Here is a 14,220-nt window from a genome sequence, read left to right as displayed (position 1 = left end):
CGGTCATGGCGTCCCCTTATAATGGTTTGAACCTCGTTGAGTTCACCCGCTTGAATAAAGGGACGCGTGCCATAAAAGACAACGCTTTGTTGTTCCTCTTTGCCGCGAGATCTGTCAATTGCAAACGGTAGACCACTTTCATGCTTCATATTAAAACCTCAATAAAATCTTGAATTGTTCGCGAACATCGGCACGCAAAGGAATATTAATGGGCGTTTTGAGTATCTCCACACCACCATTGAGTTCATCAGGCTCACACCAAAGCTTGCCAGGAGGTGTCTGTTCTGCCACAGTGGCATGAACGAGAAGGGAAACAGAGGCGGCTTGTTTGTCCTCAACATCTTCAAAATCTGTGCGGGCAGCAAGAAACAACAGAGTGCCTGTTGGGGAGGGATTAAATCTGTTTCCGCAATGGCTGTAAATACCCTCTAAAGCTTGTTCGACAGGCGCTACAGCATAGCATCTGCGATACCCAATCAGAGTATTTTCAGCGTCTCTTAAAGCCAAATAAAGGGGACGGTTTTGGAACCATTCTGCCATGAGCATATCGCGTTCATGTTTTTTGACCGAACACCACGGAAAGTTTGCCATGTCCCATGGATAATCGATTTGGTTCCAGCTTAACTCTTCATCCCCATCATCTATCCAATTGCCAATAAGCCTGCCTTCTTCTCTTGTGAGAACGCACTCTATCTCTGTTGTGCGCCCAAAGGAAAACAAAGTGCCCCCAGCTGTTAAACGAACACCGCTTTCATACTCCAACATGCACTCATCAAGGCGTGACATATTGCCTTCCATGGCCCCCACATCATAACCATAAACACCACGGCGAAAATCAGAGCGCAAACTTTTGGAAAGATCTGTGATTGCTTCAATAGCTTCAAGGCTTTTTCGTTCAGGCAACCGGTCAAAGTAGAGTTGAAAGGAGTTCCACCATGCACGCCCCGTCCAGGCGGGTTGAAAGCGTGCAGAAATCTCTAACCATCTCAAACCTATCTCTATTGCAGCTATAGAGCCGCGAATATTTTGCCATGCAAGACCCTGATCAATTAAATCATAAAGGTTAGAGAAATAAGGGCTTAATTCTTGTAAGCCATATTCGTCAATTAAGAAGGGCAACCAAGAAGGAGGACGCGTGATAAATTTCGCGCGGGGTATTTCTTCGAGTGCTGTTTTAACGTGAGGGTCAAGAGCCATTGCTTCGGCAAAACAGCGTTCAAACAAGCTCGAATTTGGGGGCAAAAGTGAAGAAAGCATCAATAAGCACGCCCCCGTTTTGACAAAACAATATCCCCTAGTGCGACCGCTTCATCCGGTGCGACCAAAATATCCTCACAAGGATGCGTTATGTTCACATGGTGAACGCCCTCAACCATCAGGCGGCTTAATATCCAACTTATTGAGAGATCACGCCCAAGCCTTTGCGCACGCGCCCATTCTGCTCTTAAATTCTGCTCCGCTCTTTCCAAAACAAAGGCGCCTTCATCCGGTAACAACCAAAAATCAGCAGAAACATTGATCATCCGCTGTACTGCGCTTTTCACAAAGATGTGGTCATTGGTCATTTTAACATGGGGGCAATCAAGGGCTGCTTGCACCTTGGCAATTAAAGCCTCATCAGCCACCCCTGAACGGGCGTCACTAAAAAGCGCAACATGAATAAGCGGGCTTTTACCCTCACGATAAACAAAAGCATCTTTGACATGGATATCACTAGAGAGAGCAAAATATTGATAACGTGGCACTGTACCCCCTGTGGAATGTCCTTGTCTATTCAAACGAATGCGGCGGCGCAAACGCTCATCATCTTCATCCAAAAGGCGCGTAACCCCATGAAAATCCCCCAAATGATCTAAACTTGTGCCATGCGCAAATGTGAGCAAATTATCCCGTGCCACTTCATTGATCCGCTGGCGCAATAGCAACTCTTCATAAGCCGCCGCTTGCAATTGAATGACCACGGGATCATAAGCGGTTTTTTCCACATTATAAGGGATATGATGCGCCGCAAAAAGCTCAGTCAAACGCGTGATCTTTTGCTCTAAAATGGCTTCAACAGAAAGCTCTTCAATAATTTGTGGCAGAGGGAGTTGTGGGAGTGGTAAAGGTTCAAACTCTGTCATCACCAACCTCTAAATTGATGCTCATGGGCTCTTTGTGTGACCAATCCCCCAAATGCCCATCGGGGTAAAAAATGCCCCTTAAAACAAAGTGGAATGTTCCCTCACGCGTTGCTTTGGTCAAATCAATCCTCTGCAGTGAAAACCCAGGCTCTCCGCATTCTGGATCATCAAGTGCGCAAGCAATGGCTTGATAAAGACGTAAAATCGTTGCAGGATCAGCATTGGCATCTTGGAACTCCTTAACATCACATCCATAATGGCGACGCAAAACCCGTGTTCCCACCCGTGTCATTAAACATTTATGAATGGATTGTTGGCAATGCTCAAAGCCATATAAGAGAGAGCCATCCTTTTCGCTCATCCCGCACCGCATGCTTTAAGCCCCCTTTGTTGTCTTTGTGGTAGAAACCGTTGGGGGGGCAGAAACAACAGGTGCTGGTTTTTCAGCAATCTGACAGCAGTAAAGGGTATTTTGCTGCCTCTTCACTTAAACGAATTTCCTCACCCTTCCCCGATGAACGCTGACCTGCAACAAAATCGGCATTGGTTAAAATAACATAAGTTTTCTCACGCATCATAAAACTCCTTTAAAGAGGGCTAGAGGTTGTGGAGGGACCCATTTTGACCCCACCATGTTTGTGGCTTGCACCAACCGATTTTTGATTGTGCTGTAAATCTTCTGCTTGAATCTGCACGCAGTCCGTTAATTCAACACGGGTTGATTGATGACAAAGCACCAGCCCTTGTGCGCTCAAACGGATTTGGTTTTCCCCATGGGAGAGAATAAGTTCATCTTTAGTCATACGCAAAGCGCCCCCTGCATAACAAAGCGCAAGCTCTTGGAAAGAGCGTGCTGGATTTTGTGCATCATCACTATAACTATCGCGTACAACCAGAGACGCAGAGCCAATTTCGCCATGGGGATTTAACAAGCGCACTGGATCACCAATGTTTAAAGGCATATTGCTTGAAACAGCACCAGCAGCTTCTTGCGCCTGTAGCCAAGGCGATAAAACCGCTTGTCCATTGGCACCTTTAGAGAAAAGCTTCACCCGCACCCTATGCCCATCTATTTGCGCCACCCGCCCCATCATGTGCTGGTTGGCAAGACAGCGTTCAAGCGCATCAAGGCGCTTCATGATTTGCCGAAAAGTCTCGCCCAACAAATGCGCATCATTCATGAAAACACCTCATTATCACATGAGATCAAACCACCTTTGAGTTGTCCTTCATCACAAAAAATATCCTGTCCCAACTGATGCAAATCTTGGTGCCATTCCACCACACTAATCGATACACCACGCTGCTTAATCGCCGCAGAAATAATAGGTTCAATTTGCACCTCCCGCGGGGCGCTCAAATGCGTTAACCCCCACAATTGTCCGCTATGGCATAAAACCCCTATCGCTTCTGCCAAAAGCCAACTGGAAACATCCCGCTCTTTGCCCGTGGTGATAATAAATGCCCCTAAATGAAGATCAGCACTCATCTGTCCAGAAGGCATAGGATTTAAACGACTTTCTAACACTGCAACACGCACAGCAGGCGCCACAAGCATCTGTGTTTCAAGCTCTTCTAAATTAAAACGCCCAAATTGACAGCCGCAATCACGCACATCTGGCAAAGCGCCTTTAAGGCTCTTTATCACCGCCTCACGAAACTGATTAATACGCCCTGCTTGTGTGATCGTTTGTCTCATGAAAAGACCCTTTCCAGCCAATCCTCTGCGGCTTTGACAATTTCCACTTTATTGTGCTCTGAAAGCCCCAAATAGGCACGTGCTGGCATGGTCACTTGGGGAACACACACAAAGCGGTGTGCATTACCGCTTTTAAGAAAGAAGCGAAGGGCTTTGCCATTTTTCGGGAAAATAGCCCCACCCAATTGATGAATCCGCGCATAAACCAACCCAGAGCCCACAATCACCTGTTCTGGTGAGGCTTTCATATCAATGGAGCGTGAAAGCGCCCCACTGGCATAAAGAATGGAGGTGCGGGCATAATTGTTTTTCCACTTCTCTCCTTTTGGGGAGGTTTTTTCGCTTTGAATGCGCCGCCTTGTGCTCTCTTGGATGAGGCGCCCAACCCCTTGTGATAAAGTTCCCATCGAGCTATCAGCGCCCTTTTGTAAAAAGGATAAAGCCGCTTCAAGCCCGCTCTCTTTAATCTCAATATGGGTTGAAACAGACATGTTATCTTCCCATCAAACGCGGTTTGGCATGGAAAAAAGCCCCATCACGAAGCGGTCCATCTTCACTCATAATTTTAGGTTCATCGACCCCCAGACCCGCTTTGCCTTCTGCAATGCGTTTCAATAAATCAACCGCCTGTTTGTAGCGATCTTCAATGGTTGTGGTCAGTGCCGTATGGCGTATGGCTAAATTATAAACAGCAATATTGACACAAATCATGCCAAGAGCTGCCGGCTGTCCAGCAATCGGGACGCAGTAGCGATGAGAGAGATGCACATCAATCTCACCACTTGCTTGGTTTAGAGCAAGGGCAATAGCTTGATCGAAAAGCACTGGATCAGAATTCTCATCATCAAAAGCACATAAGTCTTTCAAGAAATCATCACCCCAGAGCTCTTCAATCAATGTTTTGCTTGCATACGCCATTAAGTCTTTTCCTTAAACAACATCTTGCAGCAACACACCGGCATCTTTTGCTGCCACCAATTCGCACACCCGTTCACCCACACGCACCCGTTTACCACCCGATAAACCAATATCTGGATCAGAGATCACCCCAGAGATACGCTCACCCAATTGGGCACTAAAGCCCCAACTGATGACCGAACCATCCGCCTGTTGCTTGGTGGGATCAATATAAAGCAAAGCGATCTTATTGCCCCAAACGCGCGCCAATTGTGCCGAACGCCCTTTGCGAGCTAAATTCACTTGCGATTCACCAATGAGTAAACGATCAGGGTGTATTTCCATCAGATCAGCAAATTGCGCTTTGGTGACAAAACCATCAGCAGTGTCACCTCCCTTAACGGCTTTAATGATTTTGGGATGACGTTTGAGTTTTGACCAAACAACTTTACCCATCACAATGGTGTTGGGCGTATAGACGAGGGCTTTGTCCTTCGCCTCATCTAAAGTGGCATAAGGATCAGATTTCTCATAATCACTGAATTTATTTTCACCCTTAAGGGTCATCACCCGCTCTGGTGCGTAATTTTCACTTCTTTGCACAAGAGCTGCTACACGCACTTCACGCCCCAATTCCAGCAAATTGGCAAGTCCCTCTACAGCGGTCTTTTCGGGATTATAACGAGAGCGCTTTTCTGCCCGTGCGCGGGCTGCTGCTTCAATATCTGAATTGGGAATAAGGTCATCAAGCCCGTAATCTCTCACACTAGCTTCCCGTTCAAAGGCAGAAAATTCCACCACATTCGGGCGCCCTTTTCGCCCAACCTCAAGTTCAGGAACGGTAAAATTTTCCGCTAGAGGAAATTCACTATATTTAAACACTTCACTTAAAACACCAACACGGGGCAAAACTTTATCGCCAATAAGAGAACCTGCTGGATTGCGATACCCAATAGCAATCGCGGTAAGTGTTGGATCAATGGGAAAAGGTCTGTTCATTTTAAGCCTCGCTTAATTAATTTTAAAAGAAATAACATCACCAGCAGAACCATCACTCATGGCAATGCCAATAGTGCGATCTGCTGCTTCTGCCTTAATAGCCTGCCCCTTGAGGTCAGAGGTTAAAAAGTCACCAAAGGAAACATTGCCTCCACAAACCACTTCGCCCCAACCACATTGGCCAACATCAATCATCTCACCAGCCTTGGCTTCACAAGACCCTGCAGTGCCTAATAATTTATCACCCTTACCAGTAGCCGTTGCCACCATTCCATCACCGCGCGCTGCAACAATGCAATAAGGTGAGATCTCTGCAAAAGCGCGAAAAGATTTCATCAAAATTGTCGTACTCATGATTGGCGCTCCTTTTGCTCGCTAATATAATCAACTGCTTGGCTAATGGTGATGTCGAAGCCTTGTGCTTTCTGCTCTTGTTGATAATGGCGTGCCGCAAGCGCAATATCTTCTGGCGCAAGCTGATGTTCTCGCACCAAGGCACACACTTCTAAAGGGCTTGTTGAGGCAAGCGCCGGCAACTTCTCAACCAAAGTTTTAAAATGTTCCATGCCCCCTTCAAGGCTACAAAGGGCACAATATTCTTCACGTGCAGCAGGCAAAATCTTGCCCTCTTCAATCGCTTTGTCTAAAAGACTCTCAATCGTCGCCTTTTTTTGCTCTTCCCGCAAAAGTGCTAAATCTTCTCGCGCTTTTGTTAATTGGGTATTTAATTCCACCCGTTCTTTTTCGCGTGCTTTAAGCGTTGCTAAAATTTCTGCAGGTTTTGCATCTTCTGCCAGCTCCAAAGCACTGGCAATGGCTGTTAAATCCATCATTTTCTCCGTCAAGGTTGTTGGGGACACCACAAGGGGTACCAAAGGGGGTGTTAAAGGGGTTTCACGGCTTAAAGCCGTCATCACAAGGGCAGGACGGTTCACCAACCCTGCCCCTGCCAAACTTAAAATCTCACCATTTTTAGAATGACGAAACTCAGGGGAAAGATAGCGATACTCTCGGGCAATAATCTTTTTAGCTGCCATATCGGTCCAGTTAACCCGCCCCCAAATCGCACCATCCCGTTCTGCGAGTTCTTCAATCCAACCACTAGCCGGCGCTTCTAAACCATTTCTCGCTCGGTGATGTTGCCCATGCTCATAATCAATCACAAGCGGTCCTTTATTGGCTGCAAAAGCCTTTAAAATCCTTTGTGGGTCATAATGCCATTCCCGCCCATCACGTGCCTTCACATGGGGCGCTTTGGGCAACAACTCTACCCATTCCGGCGCTTGGCTAACGGTGGCGTCTTGGCATAAAATATCTTGGCATAAAACGTCTGGGCAAAGGTCAATGAACGCGGCATAAAATGTTTCAGCATGCCCATCTTTTTGATCTTCGTGAAATTCCTGTTCCATACATTGCCTATTGCTTTACAATCGTCATTGGCAATACAATGCATGAAACTTACTCCCACCATAAGTCTGACACTGTCAGTCAAAAGAGCATTTCTTTAAAAAAGCACTTTAAAAGCACTTTTTTCTCTATTATTCTCCTTGTGAGAAAAACCCCCGTGCCAAACCATCCCATAAAATCGTTTTCAAAGGCACTTCAAAGGCGATAGAGCGCCATTATAAGTTTGGAGGTACAATTTATCACTCCACACAAAAAACCCTCTCTCAAGCCGTTTTTTTAAAAGATTGCTTTTTGGTTTAAAAACATTATATCATTGAAGGTAAGGTGTGAGCCAGTTTTGCCAGGACGGTTTTACCGGACCTGCGAGGAGTTGACCGCCCTCCACGCCTTCTCATTTTTCCTCACACACCGGTTTCTTCTTTGCAAAGCCAACAGAGCCGTTTTTTTTAAAGATTGCTTTTGAACATTTACACTGTTATCTTATCCACGAGGCGTGAGCCAGTTATACCAGGACGGCTTTGCCGGATCTGCGAGGAGTTGACCGCCCTCCACGCCTTCTCTTTTTTCCTCACACACCGGTTTCTTCTTTGCAAAGCCAACCAAGCCGTTTTTTTAAAAGATTGCTTTTAAACGTTTAAACTGTTAGATTACCCGCGAGGCGTGAGCCAGTTATGCCAGGACGGCTTTGCCGGATCTGCGAGGAGTTGACCGCCCTCCACGCCTTCTCATTTTTCCTCACACACCAGTTCCTTCTTTGCAAAGCCAAAAAAGCTTTACGGTGTTCTCTACAACAACCGTTCATCCTTCTTTTCAGCCGCATGTAACAAACGTTGAATTTCGCGAAAGCTCTTTTTATGCATCGAGATAAGCCACCATTCTTGTTTGCTTGCCACCCATTTGACTGCAAAGCGCCACCATGCCCCACCACTTTGACCCAAAAACACAACACTCTGTGCATCTTTGCGTCTAATAATACCATAAGGTTTTATGAAGGTTTGAATGGCGCCTCGAAAATCCTCCAAATGAAGAGCACGCGCTTGATGCTCTAACAAAATATGTTTCACACTGTCTGAAGATAAACGAATAAGAGAACTTTCTGTTGTAAAAACATCACGTACCTTTTTTATCATTGGTGCTATGGGAATAAATCCACGCGGCATACGTCCTTCAAACATCGCTTCCAAAAGCGGTGAGCCCACAATATCTTCAATAGCAATACGCTTGCCATTATCCCCCATTAGGGAAATTTTATCACTTAAAAATCGGCTTAAATTTTGCGCACGATGTTTTCCAGGATTCAAATGCCAACCAGGATCAATGCCTACGGGTATCTTCTCAACTTTTCCCGTTCGCTTATTGCGCCAACCCCGCTCCTCCACATGGGGTGGTGCTGTCCCCTCTTCATAGCCTAAATTGTCCGCCTCATAACGGCTTACCTGCCGCACACTGCATTTACACCGCCAGCCATTGGGCGGATAAAGCCAATCCCAAATGGGATCATCAACAAGTGCCGTAAACCCCACCCAACTTTCATGTTCCAAACGCTTATGTTCTGAACTCGACAAAGCATAGGTGAGATAAGGCAAAAACTCTTTATTATTTTGTGTACGTTCCCATTCACCTGCCGCATGGGCACTCATGGTATTCGCCCAATAGACCGTTTCTAAACGCCGCGGACTGCCCAATTGCACCACACTCTTTTCACCCGTTTTCGGGTCAATGCTGGTCTTTTTCCCCCACCAACCCTTTTCCTGTAAAATCGGCATTAAATTTTTTTGAAAATCTTGAAAAGGAACTTGATGCTTTATGGCATCTCCAACGGCTCGCTTAAAATCATCCAAAATGTCATAACCTACCGATTTTGCTACCGTAAAGGAAAAGGCATGCTCTTCTGGTGCTATATCCCGCCAATCAAAGCTTGGAACAATATTTTTGGCGGCAAAATAACGGGTGACCTCTTTGGGTGCTGTTTTAAAAAGTTCCTCATCCATGATACCCCAGTCCCCGCGCAATCATTTGCACCTTTGCCAAGCGTGCTGCCAAGGCATGATGGTCCATCTCGCCCAACAATTCATCCAAGCCTTTAAGGATATCCTCATAACTTTTAGCCTCTCTCACAAGCTTTTTAAAAGGCTCTAAAAGGGGCTCTAAATCCTCTTCCCAGTCACTTAAAGCCTCTTCAGAAAGTCGGTCCAATTCGTCGTGATGTTTCCCACCCTGCTCTTTTCCAACCCCTTCTTTTCTTGTCACAGAAACATCAAAAGCACCCCCACAATCAGCACAAACATGAGCTTTTTGTTGCCCCGCATTATCCTCTTGTTCTCTCTCATCATCAGGACTAAGAGAAGCAGCCCTTAAAACATCCTCTTCTTTTGTTGGTTGCGAAAAGCCAATCTTATTGCGCACTTCTTGCGCCCCAACACGCAATCCTAGAGGCACAAGTTTTTCTAAAGCATCGCTAATGGCTTTAATATCTTCATTTTCCGAAATCGGCCAATAGACAAGGGGAGTGCGCTCTTGGCGCCCAAAATTAATCTCAACAAAAGGCACAATCAAATCACGATTAGCTGTCAAAGCCAATTGCCGTGCATCAGCTCTGGCAATATCATGGCGGACATTTTCATGAATGCGTGCTTGCGAAAAGGACGCGCCATCATCCGTCGTCATCGTTTGCCCCAATACTCCTTTAGAGATCTGTCGATCTAAATATTCCGCCTTTGCGGCAAAAACCGCATTGCCACTGCCCCCTGCCGCTTCAATAAATTCAATCTCCATCTCTTTGGGAATAATCGCTGCCGCATCACTGGATAAATCACGCACCGCTTGAATGAGAACTCTGCGTTCCTCATGAGAAGAGCTTGCCCCATATTTTCCCACACGCAACGGCATGCCGTAAACTTCTAAGAAAGCCATCCAATCTTTTAAGGTATAAGACTTAAACAAAAATGCCCAAGCCGCAAGCCGTGCAAGCCCCGTACGGATTGGTAAGCCACTTTTCAACTTGGGTCTGTGAATGGAAAATTTATAAGCAGGCAATTCAATACCATAGTGAGACCCCTCTTCTTTTAAACGCAAATGAAAGCCATCTCGCCGGTCCAATTGAAAAAACCGCTGATCACGCCATTTCCAAGCAACCGGCCACCATTCCTTGGCACTCTTGTCCCACAAGGTTTCAACAATCGCATAGCCTTTTCCCAAAGCATCTAACAAATCCGTCACATAATCATCAACAAAGGTAGGTGCACTAATCATTTCTCGAACAGCATCGGCAATTTTTTTGTCCTGTGCACTGTTGCTTGCAGCAATCACCCCAGGCTCCACCCCTGTGAGAGCATTTTTACGCATGCCAAGCACAGCACGATAATGTAAATCACGCTCTTCCATATCATCAGCAAGTTGGAAAAACTGCTCTGGCTGCCCCCGTGCTGCCTGTTGCAAAATATCAGCAAGTTGCGCAGGTGTTAAACCACTGACAATGGTTTGTGACCATACATCACGAATACCGCCAATGCTTGGGCTTGCCACCTCCCGCTCCAACCCTTTGATATGAAGCGCCCTACCCCATTGATCAACCAGTTTTACCATCTCATCATCCCATCAATATATCTTTGATCTCGTCGTTGAAAAAAAAGGCGTTGAAAAGAGTGGGCTTTCATTAAAACCATAAACCTCTCTCACAGGCGTATATTCGTAAATTTCAGGCGCCTGCCGACTGGCAAAATAAGCCAAAGCGCAAGCAATCGCGCTATCACCATGGCGCATAAAACCGTCACTGCCTTTAAAACGATGATTGTCTGGAATTTTCACAATGCCATTGACATAAGCAAGCGCTTGATGATCCGCAACAATGTCACTATCGCGCGGCAAAACAATGGACCCATCACCAAAAGCTTCCAAATAAGCCGGCATTTCTTTGCCATACCAACTTTGCGACAATTGTACTTCCCTCACACAAGCCCCATAACGCTGCGCTGCTTTTTCCGCTAAATAAGCCCCATTGCCACGTGCATCCAAAGCGCCCCCCAACAAACGTGGCAAGCCATTCACCCCATAAAATAAAATCTCTCTTTGTTGATCAAACGGCATATTGCGCAATTCCACCATAAACCGGACACGGCGCACCAAATCTTGCCCCACTTCCATCACCACAATGGATGTCGCATCGCCACTGCGCGCAAAATCAACACCAAAAACATGTTGACGCCGCCGGTCAAGCCCAATATGAAGAGGTTTTACATGCTTCTCACACCAAGCAAACGCCGCTTGACTTCGTTGATCATCCGATTGATTTTTAAAACCATCCACACAAGCAAAACGCAACACCGCAATATCTGGTGCACAACAATTTTCAATCTGTAAGCGTGTTAAAGCCGCCCCTTCTTGATCTGCCGGTATGGCATCTAATTCTTGGCGCATAGCACTCAAACGCACCCCATAAGAAGCACGGATTTGTTTCTCCCATTTTTGCTCAGCTGCTAAACTCCACCCCTCTCCCTTCATGGCACAAACCCGTTTAAACAAGCCATTTTTAACCGCTACACCAAAGGGATAACAATGCAGAGAAAAAGGAACCTTGCCCGCGCGTGCCTCACGGATCAGTTCATTGAAAGGATTAAGCACACCATTGTGTGTTGAGATCACACGGATCTTGCCTCCCCAAATCAACAAGGCATTCACCGCATCCAAAACAGAGCGCACATCTTTATGAAACGCCGCCTCATCAATCACCACAATGCCTTGTAGTCCGCGAATATTTTCAGGACGGCTAGAAAGCGCCTCAATCCGAAAACCTGAAGCAAAGCGCACGCGGTAAGCAGAGATATATTTTGTTGACCCATCCTCTTTTTGATCAGAGAATAAAAATTCCTCCACATCACCACTATTGCTGGTAAGTGCTGAAGCAAAATTGCTCACATAACCAATAAACTCACGCCCCTTTTCTTTGGTGTCGCCAATGTAAAAAACATTATCGCCACCAGCTTCACGCGTCGCTGCCGCAATCAGCGTATCATCCAAAGCTTCCGCAAAAGTAATGCCGGTCCGCCGCCCCTTTTCAACCAACTTTAAGGGTGACTTATCTTCAATCCATGCCCGTTGATGCGCCATCAAAATGCCTTCCGCTAAGGGATCTTTCTCGTTTAGAAAAGTACTTGTCTGCCAAAGTTCAAAACCCAACCGATCATCAATCGCCTCACTTTTTAAAGGAGTCTGTTCAAAAGCCTCACGCCCTTCAACCATTTTTTACCCCCAACACCTGCGCGCGAATAGCCCGCGCCGTCTCTTCTGAGAGCCCCGCTGCTGCCGCTGCCACCTCAACCGCTTTGCTTGCCTTGTTTGTAAAATCCTTTTCCAACTTTTGCCGCCTCGTGGTCGACAAATGTTCAGCAGCCAAAACCCCTTTAAGCGCATTCGCCAACTCTTGAGCAGCCTTTGGCGAAAGGCTTTTCCCACTGCTTAACGTGGAAAAAATAAGCTCTTTAATCGCTGCGGCTGTTAACAGAGTAATATTGTCAGAAGCTTTGGCATCAAAGCGCTGAGAAAGACTTGCCGCAATTTCACGGGTTTGTTCTAAGCGGCGTGACATCACCGCTAAACGCAAAGAATAACGATTAAAACTGGAAAAAGAGGGAATAGAAAAGCTTAAACCCGTTTCTTTTTTTAAAGCCTTCAAAGCCGCTTTAAACTCACCATAAATAGCCATTTGTGTCTTCTCACGCCCATTTAAAGCTTCAGCAGCCGCAGCAATAATTTGATCACAAGCTTGCGGCAATAAATCAATCGCCGTTAAACGTCCACGCCCGACCTTGCGCATCTTTTACCTCGTCTTTTATTGATGAACGTTTAGGCCGCTTAATCCCCTCAATGGAAAAGCTCCGGTCTAAATGACGCGCTCCCCGTTCTGTTAACGCCGCAAGAAAAACCGAACCTGCCTGTTTTAACGTGACAGCACCTTGATCTTCCATAAAAGCCAGTTCATTGTGCACAAAATCGCGATCACGCCGGATACCATAACTGTATAACAACCGCTCAATCATCGCACTCGATAAAGTTTCGCTGCGCTCACAAGCTAGCCCTTTTAAAATAATCAGCCGCGCTTCTTCACGGATGATTTTATCCATATCTGCTTTCATTTCTTGGCATTCTCCAGTAAAAACTCTTGCAAGCGCTCACCAATGGCTGCCACCGGTTGTAATTGCGCAGAAAGCGTGTTGAGACGCCCATTCAATTTCTCCATATTCACTTCCAATCTTTGCAACGCATCGCGATCAGGCAAAAAGTCCATCTCCGTTTCTAACTTTTGTACACGCTCTTTAAGCACAACGAGATCTTTCAGCATTTCCCGCGCACCTGAAGAAAAATAGGCTCTCAAAACCCCACAAATCGCAACAATCGATAACAACAACGATAACCAACCATTGGCCACACTGATATCTAAATTCACTTAAAAACCCCCCTCTCTTGTGCCTAAAATCGCCCGCTCCGCAGCTTTTCTACGCTGTTCACAAATCAACAAAGCAGTGCGATCACGCCCCCAATAGTGCACCACTTCGCGCCCATTCAAAGCACGCTCTGGCAGTAAAACAGGGCGGGCACACGCCATGCGAACAACAGGCGGCAATGCAACCGATAAAAAATCATAAGAAAGGCTACCCACCGGTTTGCGTGTTGAGCAAGCGCACACGCTCAAGCCCAATACCACAGTCAGTAGTTGGCAATACTGCATTGACATCCTCCATTTTCATAAGCTTTTGTTCCAAAGCCGAAATCACCCCTTGCGCTTGATGCTCGGCTTCAAACGCGGCTTGCCTTTGTCGCTCCATTTCAAGCTGTGCACGTGCTGAAACCTTGGCAATCTCCAACTGCCAATACAAATCACGCGCTCTTTCCGCCTTTAAAACTTGCGCTTTCATAAAGCCAAAAGCCGCTAACATCACACTTGCCAAAAAAAGCAAACCAAAAGACAGTTTTGAAAGTGGGCTAAACATTGCGCTTATCTCTCCACCCCGTTATCTCCACTCCATCATAGGAACTGCTATGCCGCTTATGGGAATGTTTCCTATTAGAAAAATCCAAGGAACCAAAACCGCGATGCAC

18 protein-coding genes and 1 pseudogene are annotated in these 14,220 nt (G+C 46.3%); all 19 read right to left on the bottom strand.

Annotated features, from left to right (window positions below; translation table 11 throughout):
- Nucleotides 1–150 precede the first annotated feature (150 nt).
- The 19 genes and pseudogenes from PVV69_RS08060 to PVV69_RS07970 all read right to left on the bottom strand — a co-directional run bounded on the left by PVV69_RS08060 (nt 151) and on the right by PVV69_RS07970 (nt 14,111).
- Nucleotides 151–1,257, bottom strand: coding sequence for a phage tail protein (locus PVV69_RS08060; RefSeq protein ID WP_273757104.1), 1,107 nt, complete (start codon nt 1,255–1,257; stop codon nt 151–153).
- Nucleotides 1,257–2,123, bottom strand: coding sequence for a baseplate J/gp47 family protein (locus PVV69_RS08055; RefSeq protein WP_273757103.1), 867 nt, complete (start codon nt 2,121–2,123; stop codon nt 1,257–1,259). Before PVV69_RS08055 ends, PVV69_RS08060 begins: the two co-directional genes overlap by 1 nt.
- Entirely contained in the window at nt 2,110–2,496 is a 387-nt protein-coding gene (locus PVV69_RS08050; RefSeq protein ID WP_273757102.1) for a GPW/gp25 family protein, read from the bottom strand. Before PVV69_RS08050 ends, PVV69_RS08055 begins: the two co-directional genes overlap by 14 nt.
- A gap of 3 nt (nt 2,497–2,499) precedes the next feature.
- Nucleotides 2,500–2,698 (bottom strand): annotated as a pseudogene (locus tag PVV69_RS08045) (hypothetical protein).
- A gap of 12 nt (nt 2,699–2,710) precedes the next feature.
- Nucleotides 2,711–3,304 carry a baseplate assembly protein gene (locus PVV69_RS08040; protein WP_273757101.1) on the bottom strand — a complete coding sequence of 198 codons (594 nt, stop codon included), beginning with the start codon at nt 3,302–3,304 and terminating at the stop codon, nt 2,711–2,713.
- Entirely contained in the window at nt 3,301–3,822 is a 522-nt protein-coding gene (locus PVV69_RS08035) for a hypothetical protein (protein WP_273757100.1), read from the bottom strand. The genes PVV69_RS08040 and PVV69_RS08035 overlap by 4 nt, the downstream gene beginning before the upstream one ends.
- A complete protein-coding gene (locus PVV69_RS08030; RefSeq protein WP_273757099.1) occupies nt 3,819–4,313 on the bottom strand; it encodes a phage virion morphogenesis protein in 495 nt (164 codons plus the stop codon). Before PVV69_RS08030 ends, PVV69_RS08035 begins: the two co-directional genes overlap by 4 nt.
- A 1-nt stretch (nt 4,314) precedes the next feature.
- Nucleotides 4,315–4,740 (bottom strand): gp436 family protein, encoded by a 426-nt coding sequence (locus PVV69_RS08025; RefSeq protein ID WP_273757098.1) that lies wholly within the window; start codon nt 4,738–4,740, stop codon nt 4,315–4,317.
- Between the two features lie 12 nt (nt 4,741–4,752).
- Nucleotides 4,753–5,718: a capsid protein gene (locus tag PVV69_RS08020; RefSeq protein WP_273757097.1), complete on the bottom strand. Its 966-nt coding sequence runs from the start codon at nt 5,716–5,718 to the stop codon at nt 4,753–4,755.
- A gap of 12 nt (nt 5,719–5,730) precedes the next feature.
- On the bottom strand, nt 5,731–6,072 hold the full coding sequence (locus PVV69_RS08015; protein WP_273755259.1) for a hypothetical protein: 342 nt from the start codon (nt 6,070–6,072) through the stop codon (nt 5,731–5,733).
- Nucleotides 6,069–7,127, bottom strand: a complete 1,059-nt coding sequence (locus PVV69_RS08010; RefSeq protein ID WP_273757096.1) for a phage protease — start codon at nt 7,125–7,127, stop codon at nt 6,069–6,071. Before PVV69_RS08010 ends, PVV69_RS08015 begins: the two co-directional genes overlap by 4 nt.
- Before the next feature lie 783 nt (nt 7,128–7,910).
- Nucleotides 7,911–9,116 (bottom strand): phage minor head protein, encoded by a 1,206-nt coding sequence (locus PVV69_RS08005; protein WP_273721634.1) that lies wholly within the window; start codon nt 9,114–9,116, stop codon nt 7,911–7,913.
- Nucleotides 9,109–10,710: a DUF935 domain-containing protein gene (locus PVV69_RS08000; protein ID WP_273721636.1), complete on the bottom strand. Its 1,602-nt coding sequence runs from the start codon at nt 10,708–10,710 to the stop codon at nt 9,109–9,111. Before PVV69_RS08000 ends, PVV69_RS08005 begins: the two co-directional genes overlap by 8 nt.
- A gap of 12 nt (nt 10,711–10,722) precedes the next feature.
- Nucleotides 10,723–12,363, bottom strand: a complete 1,641-nt coding sequence (locus PVV69_RS07995; RefSeq protein ID WP_273721638.1) for a hypothetical protein — start codon at nt 12,361–12,363, stop codon at nt 10,723–10,725.
- Complete coding sequence (locus tag PVV69_RS07990; protein WP_273757094.1) at nt 12,356–12,937, bottom strand: phage protein Gp27 family protein; 582 nt, start codon at nt 12,935–12,937, stop codon at nt 12,356–12,358. Before PVV69_RS07990 ends, PVV69_RS07995 begins: the two co-directional genes overlap by 8 nt.
- Nucleotides 12,900–13,256, bottom strand: a complete 357-nt coding sequence (locus PVV69_RS07985; protein WP_273757093.1) for a hypothetical protein — start codon at nt 13,254–13,256, stop codon at nt 12,900–12,902. Before PVV69_RS07985 ends, PVV69_RS07990 begins: the two co-directional genes overlap by 38 nt.
- A complete protein-coding gene (locus PVV69_RS07980) occupies nt 13,253–13,567 on the bottom strand; it encodes a DUF2730 family protein (protein WP_273718828.1) in 315 nt (104 codons plus the stop codon). Before PVV69_RS07980 ends, PVV69_RS07985 begins: the two co-directional genes overlap by 4 nt.
- Nucleotides 13,568–13,807, bottom strand: coding sequence for a hypothetical protein (locus PVV69_RS07975; RefSeq protein WP_273757092.1), 240 nt, complete (start codon nt 13,805–13,807; stop codon nt 13,568–13,570).
- The gene (locus PVV69_RS07970; RefSeq protein WP_273757091.1) at nt 13,773–14,111 is read right to left on the bottom strand and encodes a hypothetical protein; all 339 of its coding nucleotides are present in this window, start codon (nt 14,109–14,111) and stop codon (nt 13,773–13,775) included. Before PVV69_RS07970 ends, PVV69_RS07975 begins: the two co-directional genes overlap by 35 nt.
- Between the last annotated feature and the right edge of the window lie 109 nt (nt 14,112–14,220).

It is taken from the genome of Bartonella sp. MM73XJBT, assembly GCF_028618465.1.
GTDB lineage: Bacteria > Pseudomonadota > Alphaproteobacteria > Rhizobiales > Rhizobiaceae > Bartonella.
The sequence above is the reverse complement of the archived record's forward strand: the minus strand, read 5'-3'. Positions and strand labels throughout refer to the sequence as shown.

Coding starts and splice junctions, on each gene's coding strand:
- PVV69_RS08060 (WP_273757104.1), bottom strand. CDS start 1,257: ATGCTTTCTTCACTTTTGCCCCCAAATTCGAGCTTGTTTGAACGCTGT.
- PVV69_RS08055 (WP_273757103.1), bottom strand. CDS start 2,123: ATGACAGAGTTTGAACCTTTACCACTCCCACAACTCCCTCTGCCACAA.
- PVV69_RS08050 (WP_273757102.1), bottom strand. CDS start 2,496: ATGCGGTGCGGGATGAGCGAAAAGGATGGCTCTCTCTTATATGGCTTT.
- PVV69_RS08040 (WP_273757101.1), bottom strand. CDS start 3,304: ATGAATGATGCGCATTTGTTGGGCGAGACTTTTCGGCAAATCATGAAG.
- PVV69_RS08035 (WP_273757100.1), bottom strand. CDS start 3,822: ATGAGACAAACGATCACACAAGCAGGGCGTATTAATCAGTTTCGTGAG.
- PVV69_RS08030 (WP_273757099.1), bottom strand. CDS start 4,313: ATGTCTGTTTCAACCCATATTGAGATTAAAGAGAGCGGGCTTGAAGCG.
- PVV69_RS08025 (WP_273757098.1), bottom strand. CDS start 4,740: ATGGCGTATGCAAGCAAAACATTGATTGAAGAGCTCTGGGGTGATGAT.
- PVV69_RS08020 (WP_273757097.1), bottom strand. CDS start 5,718: ATGAACAGACCTTTTCCCATTGATCCAACACTTACCGCGATTGCTATT.
- PVV69_RS08015 (WP_273755259.1), bottom strand. CDS start 6,072: ATGAGTACGACAATTTTGATGAAATCTTTTCGCGCTTTTGCAGAGATC.
- PVV69_RS08010 (WP_273757096.1), bottom strand. CDS start 7,127: ATGGAACAGGAATTTCACGAAGATCAAAAAGATGGGCATGCTGAAACA.
- PVV69_RS08005 (WP_273721634.1), bottom strand. CDS start 9,116: ATGGATGAGGAACTTTTTAAAACAGCACCCAAAGAGGTCACCCGTTAT.
- PVV69_RS08000 (WP_273721636.1), bottom strand. CDS start 10,710: ATGGTAAAACTGGTTGATCAATGGGGTAGGGCGCTTCATATCAAAGGG.
- PVV69_RS07995 (WP_273721638.1), bottom strand. CDS start 12,363: ATGGTTGAAGGGCGTGAGGCTTTTGAACAGACTCCTTTAAAAAGTGAG.
- PVV69_RS07990 (WP_273757094.1), bottom strand. CDS start 12,937: ATGCGCAAGGTCGGGCGTGGACGTTTAACGGCGATTGATTTATTGCCG.
- PVV69_RS07985 (WP_273757093.1), bottom strand. CDS start 13,256: ATGAAAGCAGATATGGATAAAATCATCCGTGAAGAAGCGCGGCTGATT.
- PVV69_RS07970 (WP_273757091.1), bottom strand. CDS start 14,111: ATGTTTAGCCCACTTTCAAAACTGTCTTTTGGTTTGCTTTTTTTGGCA.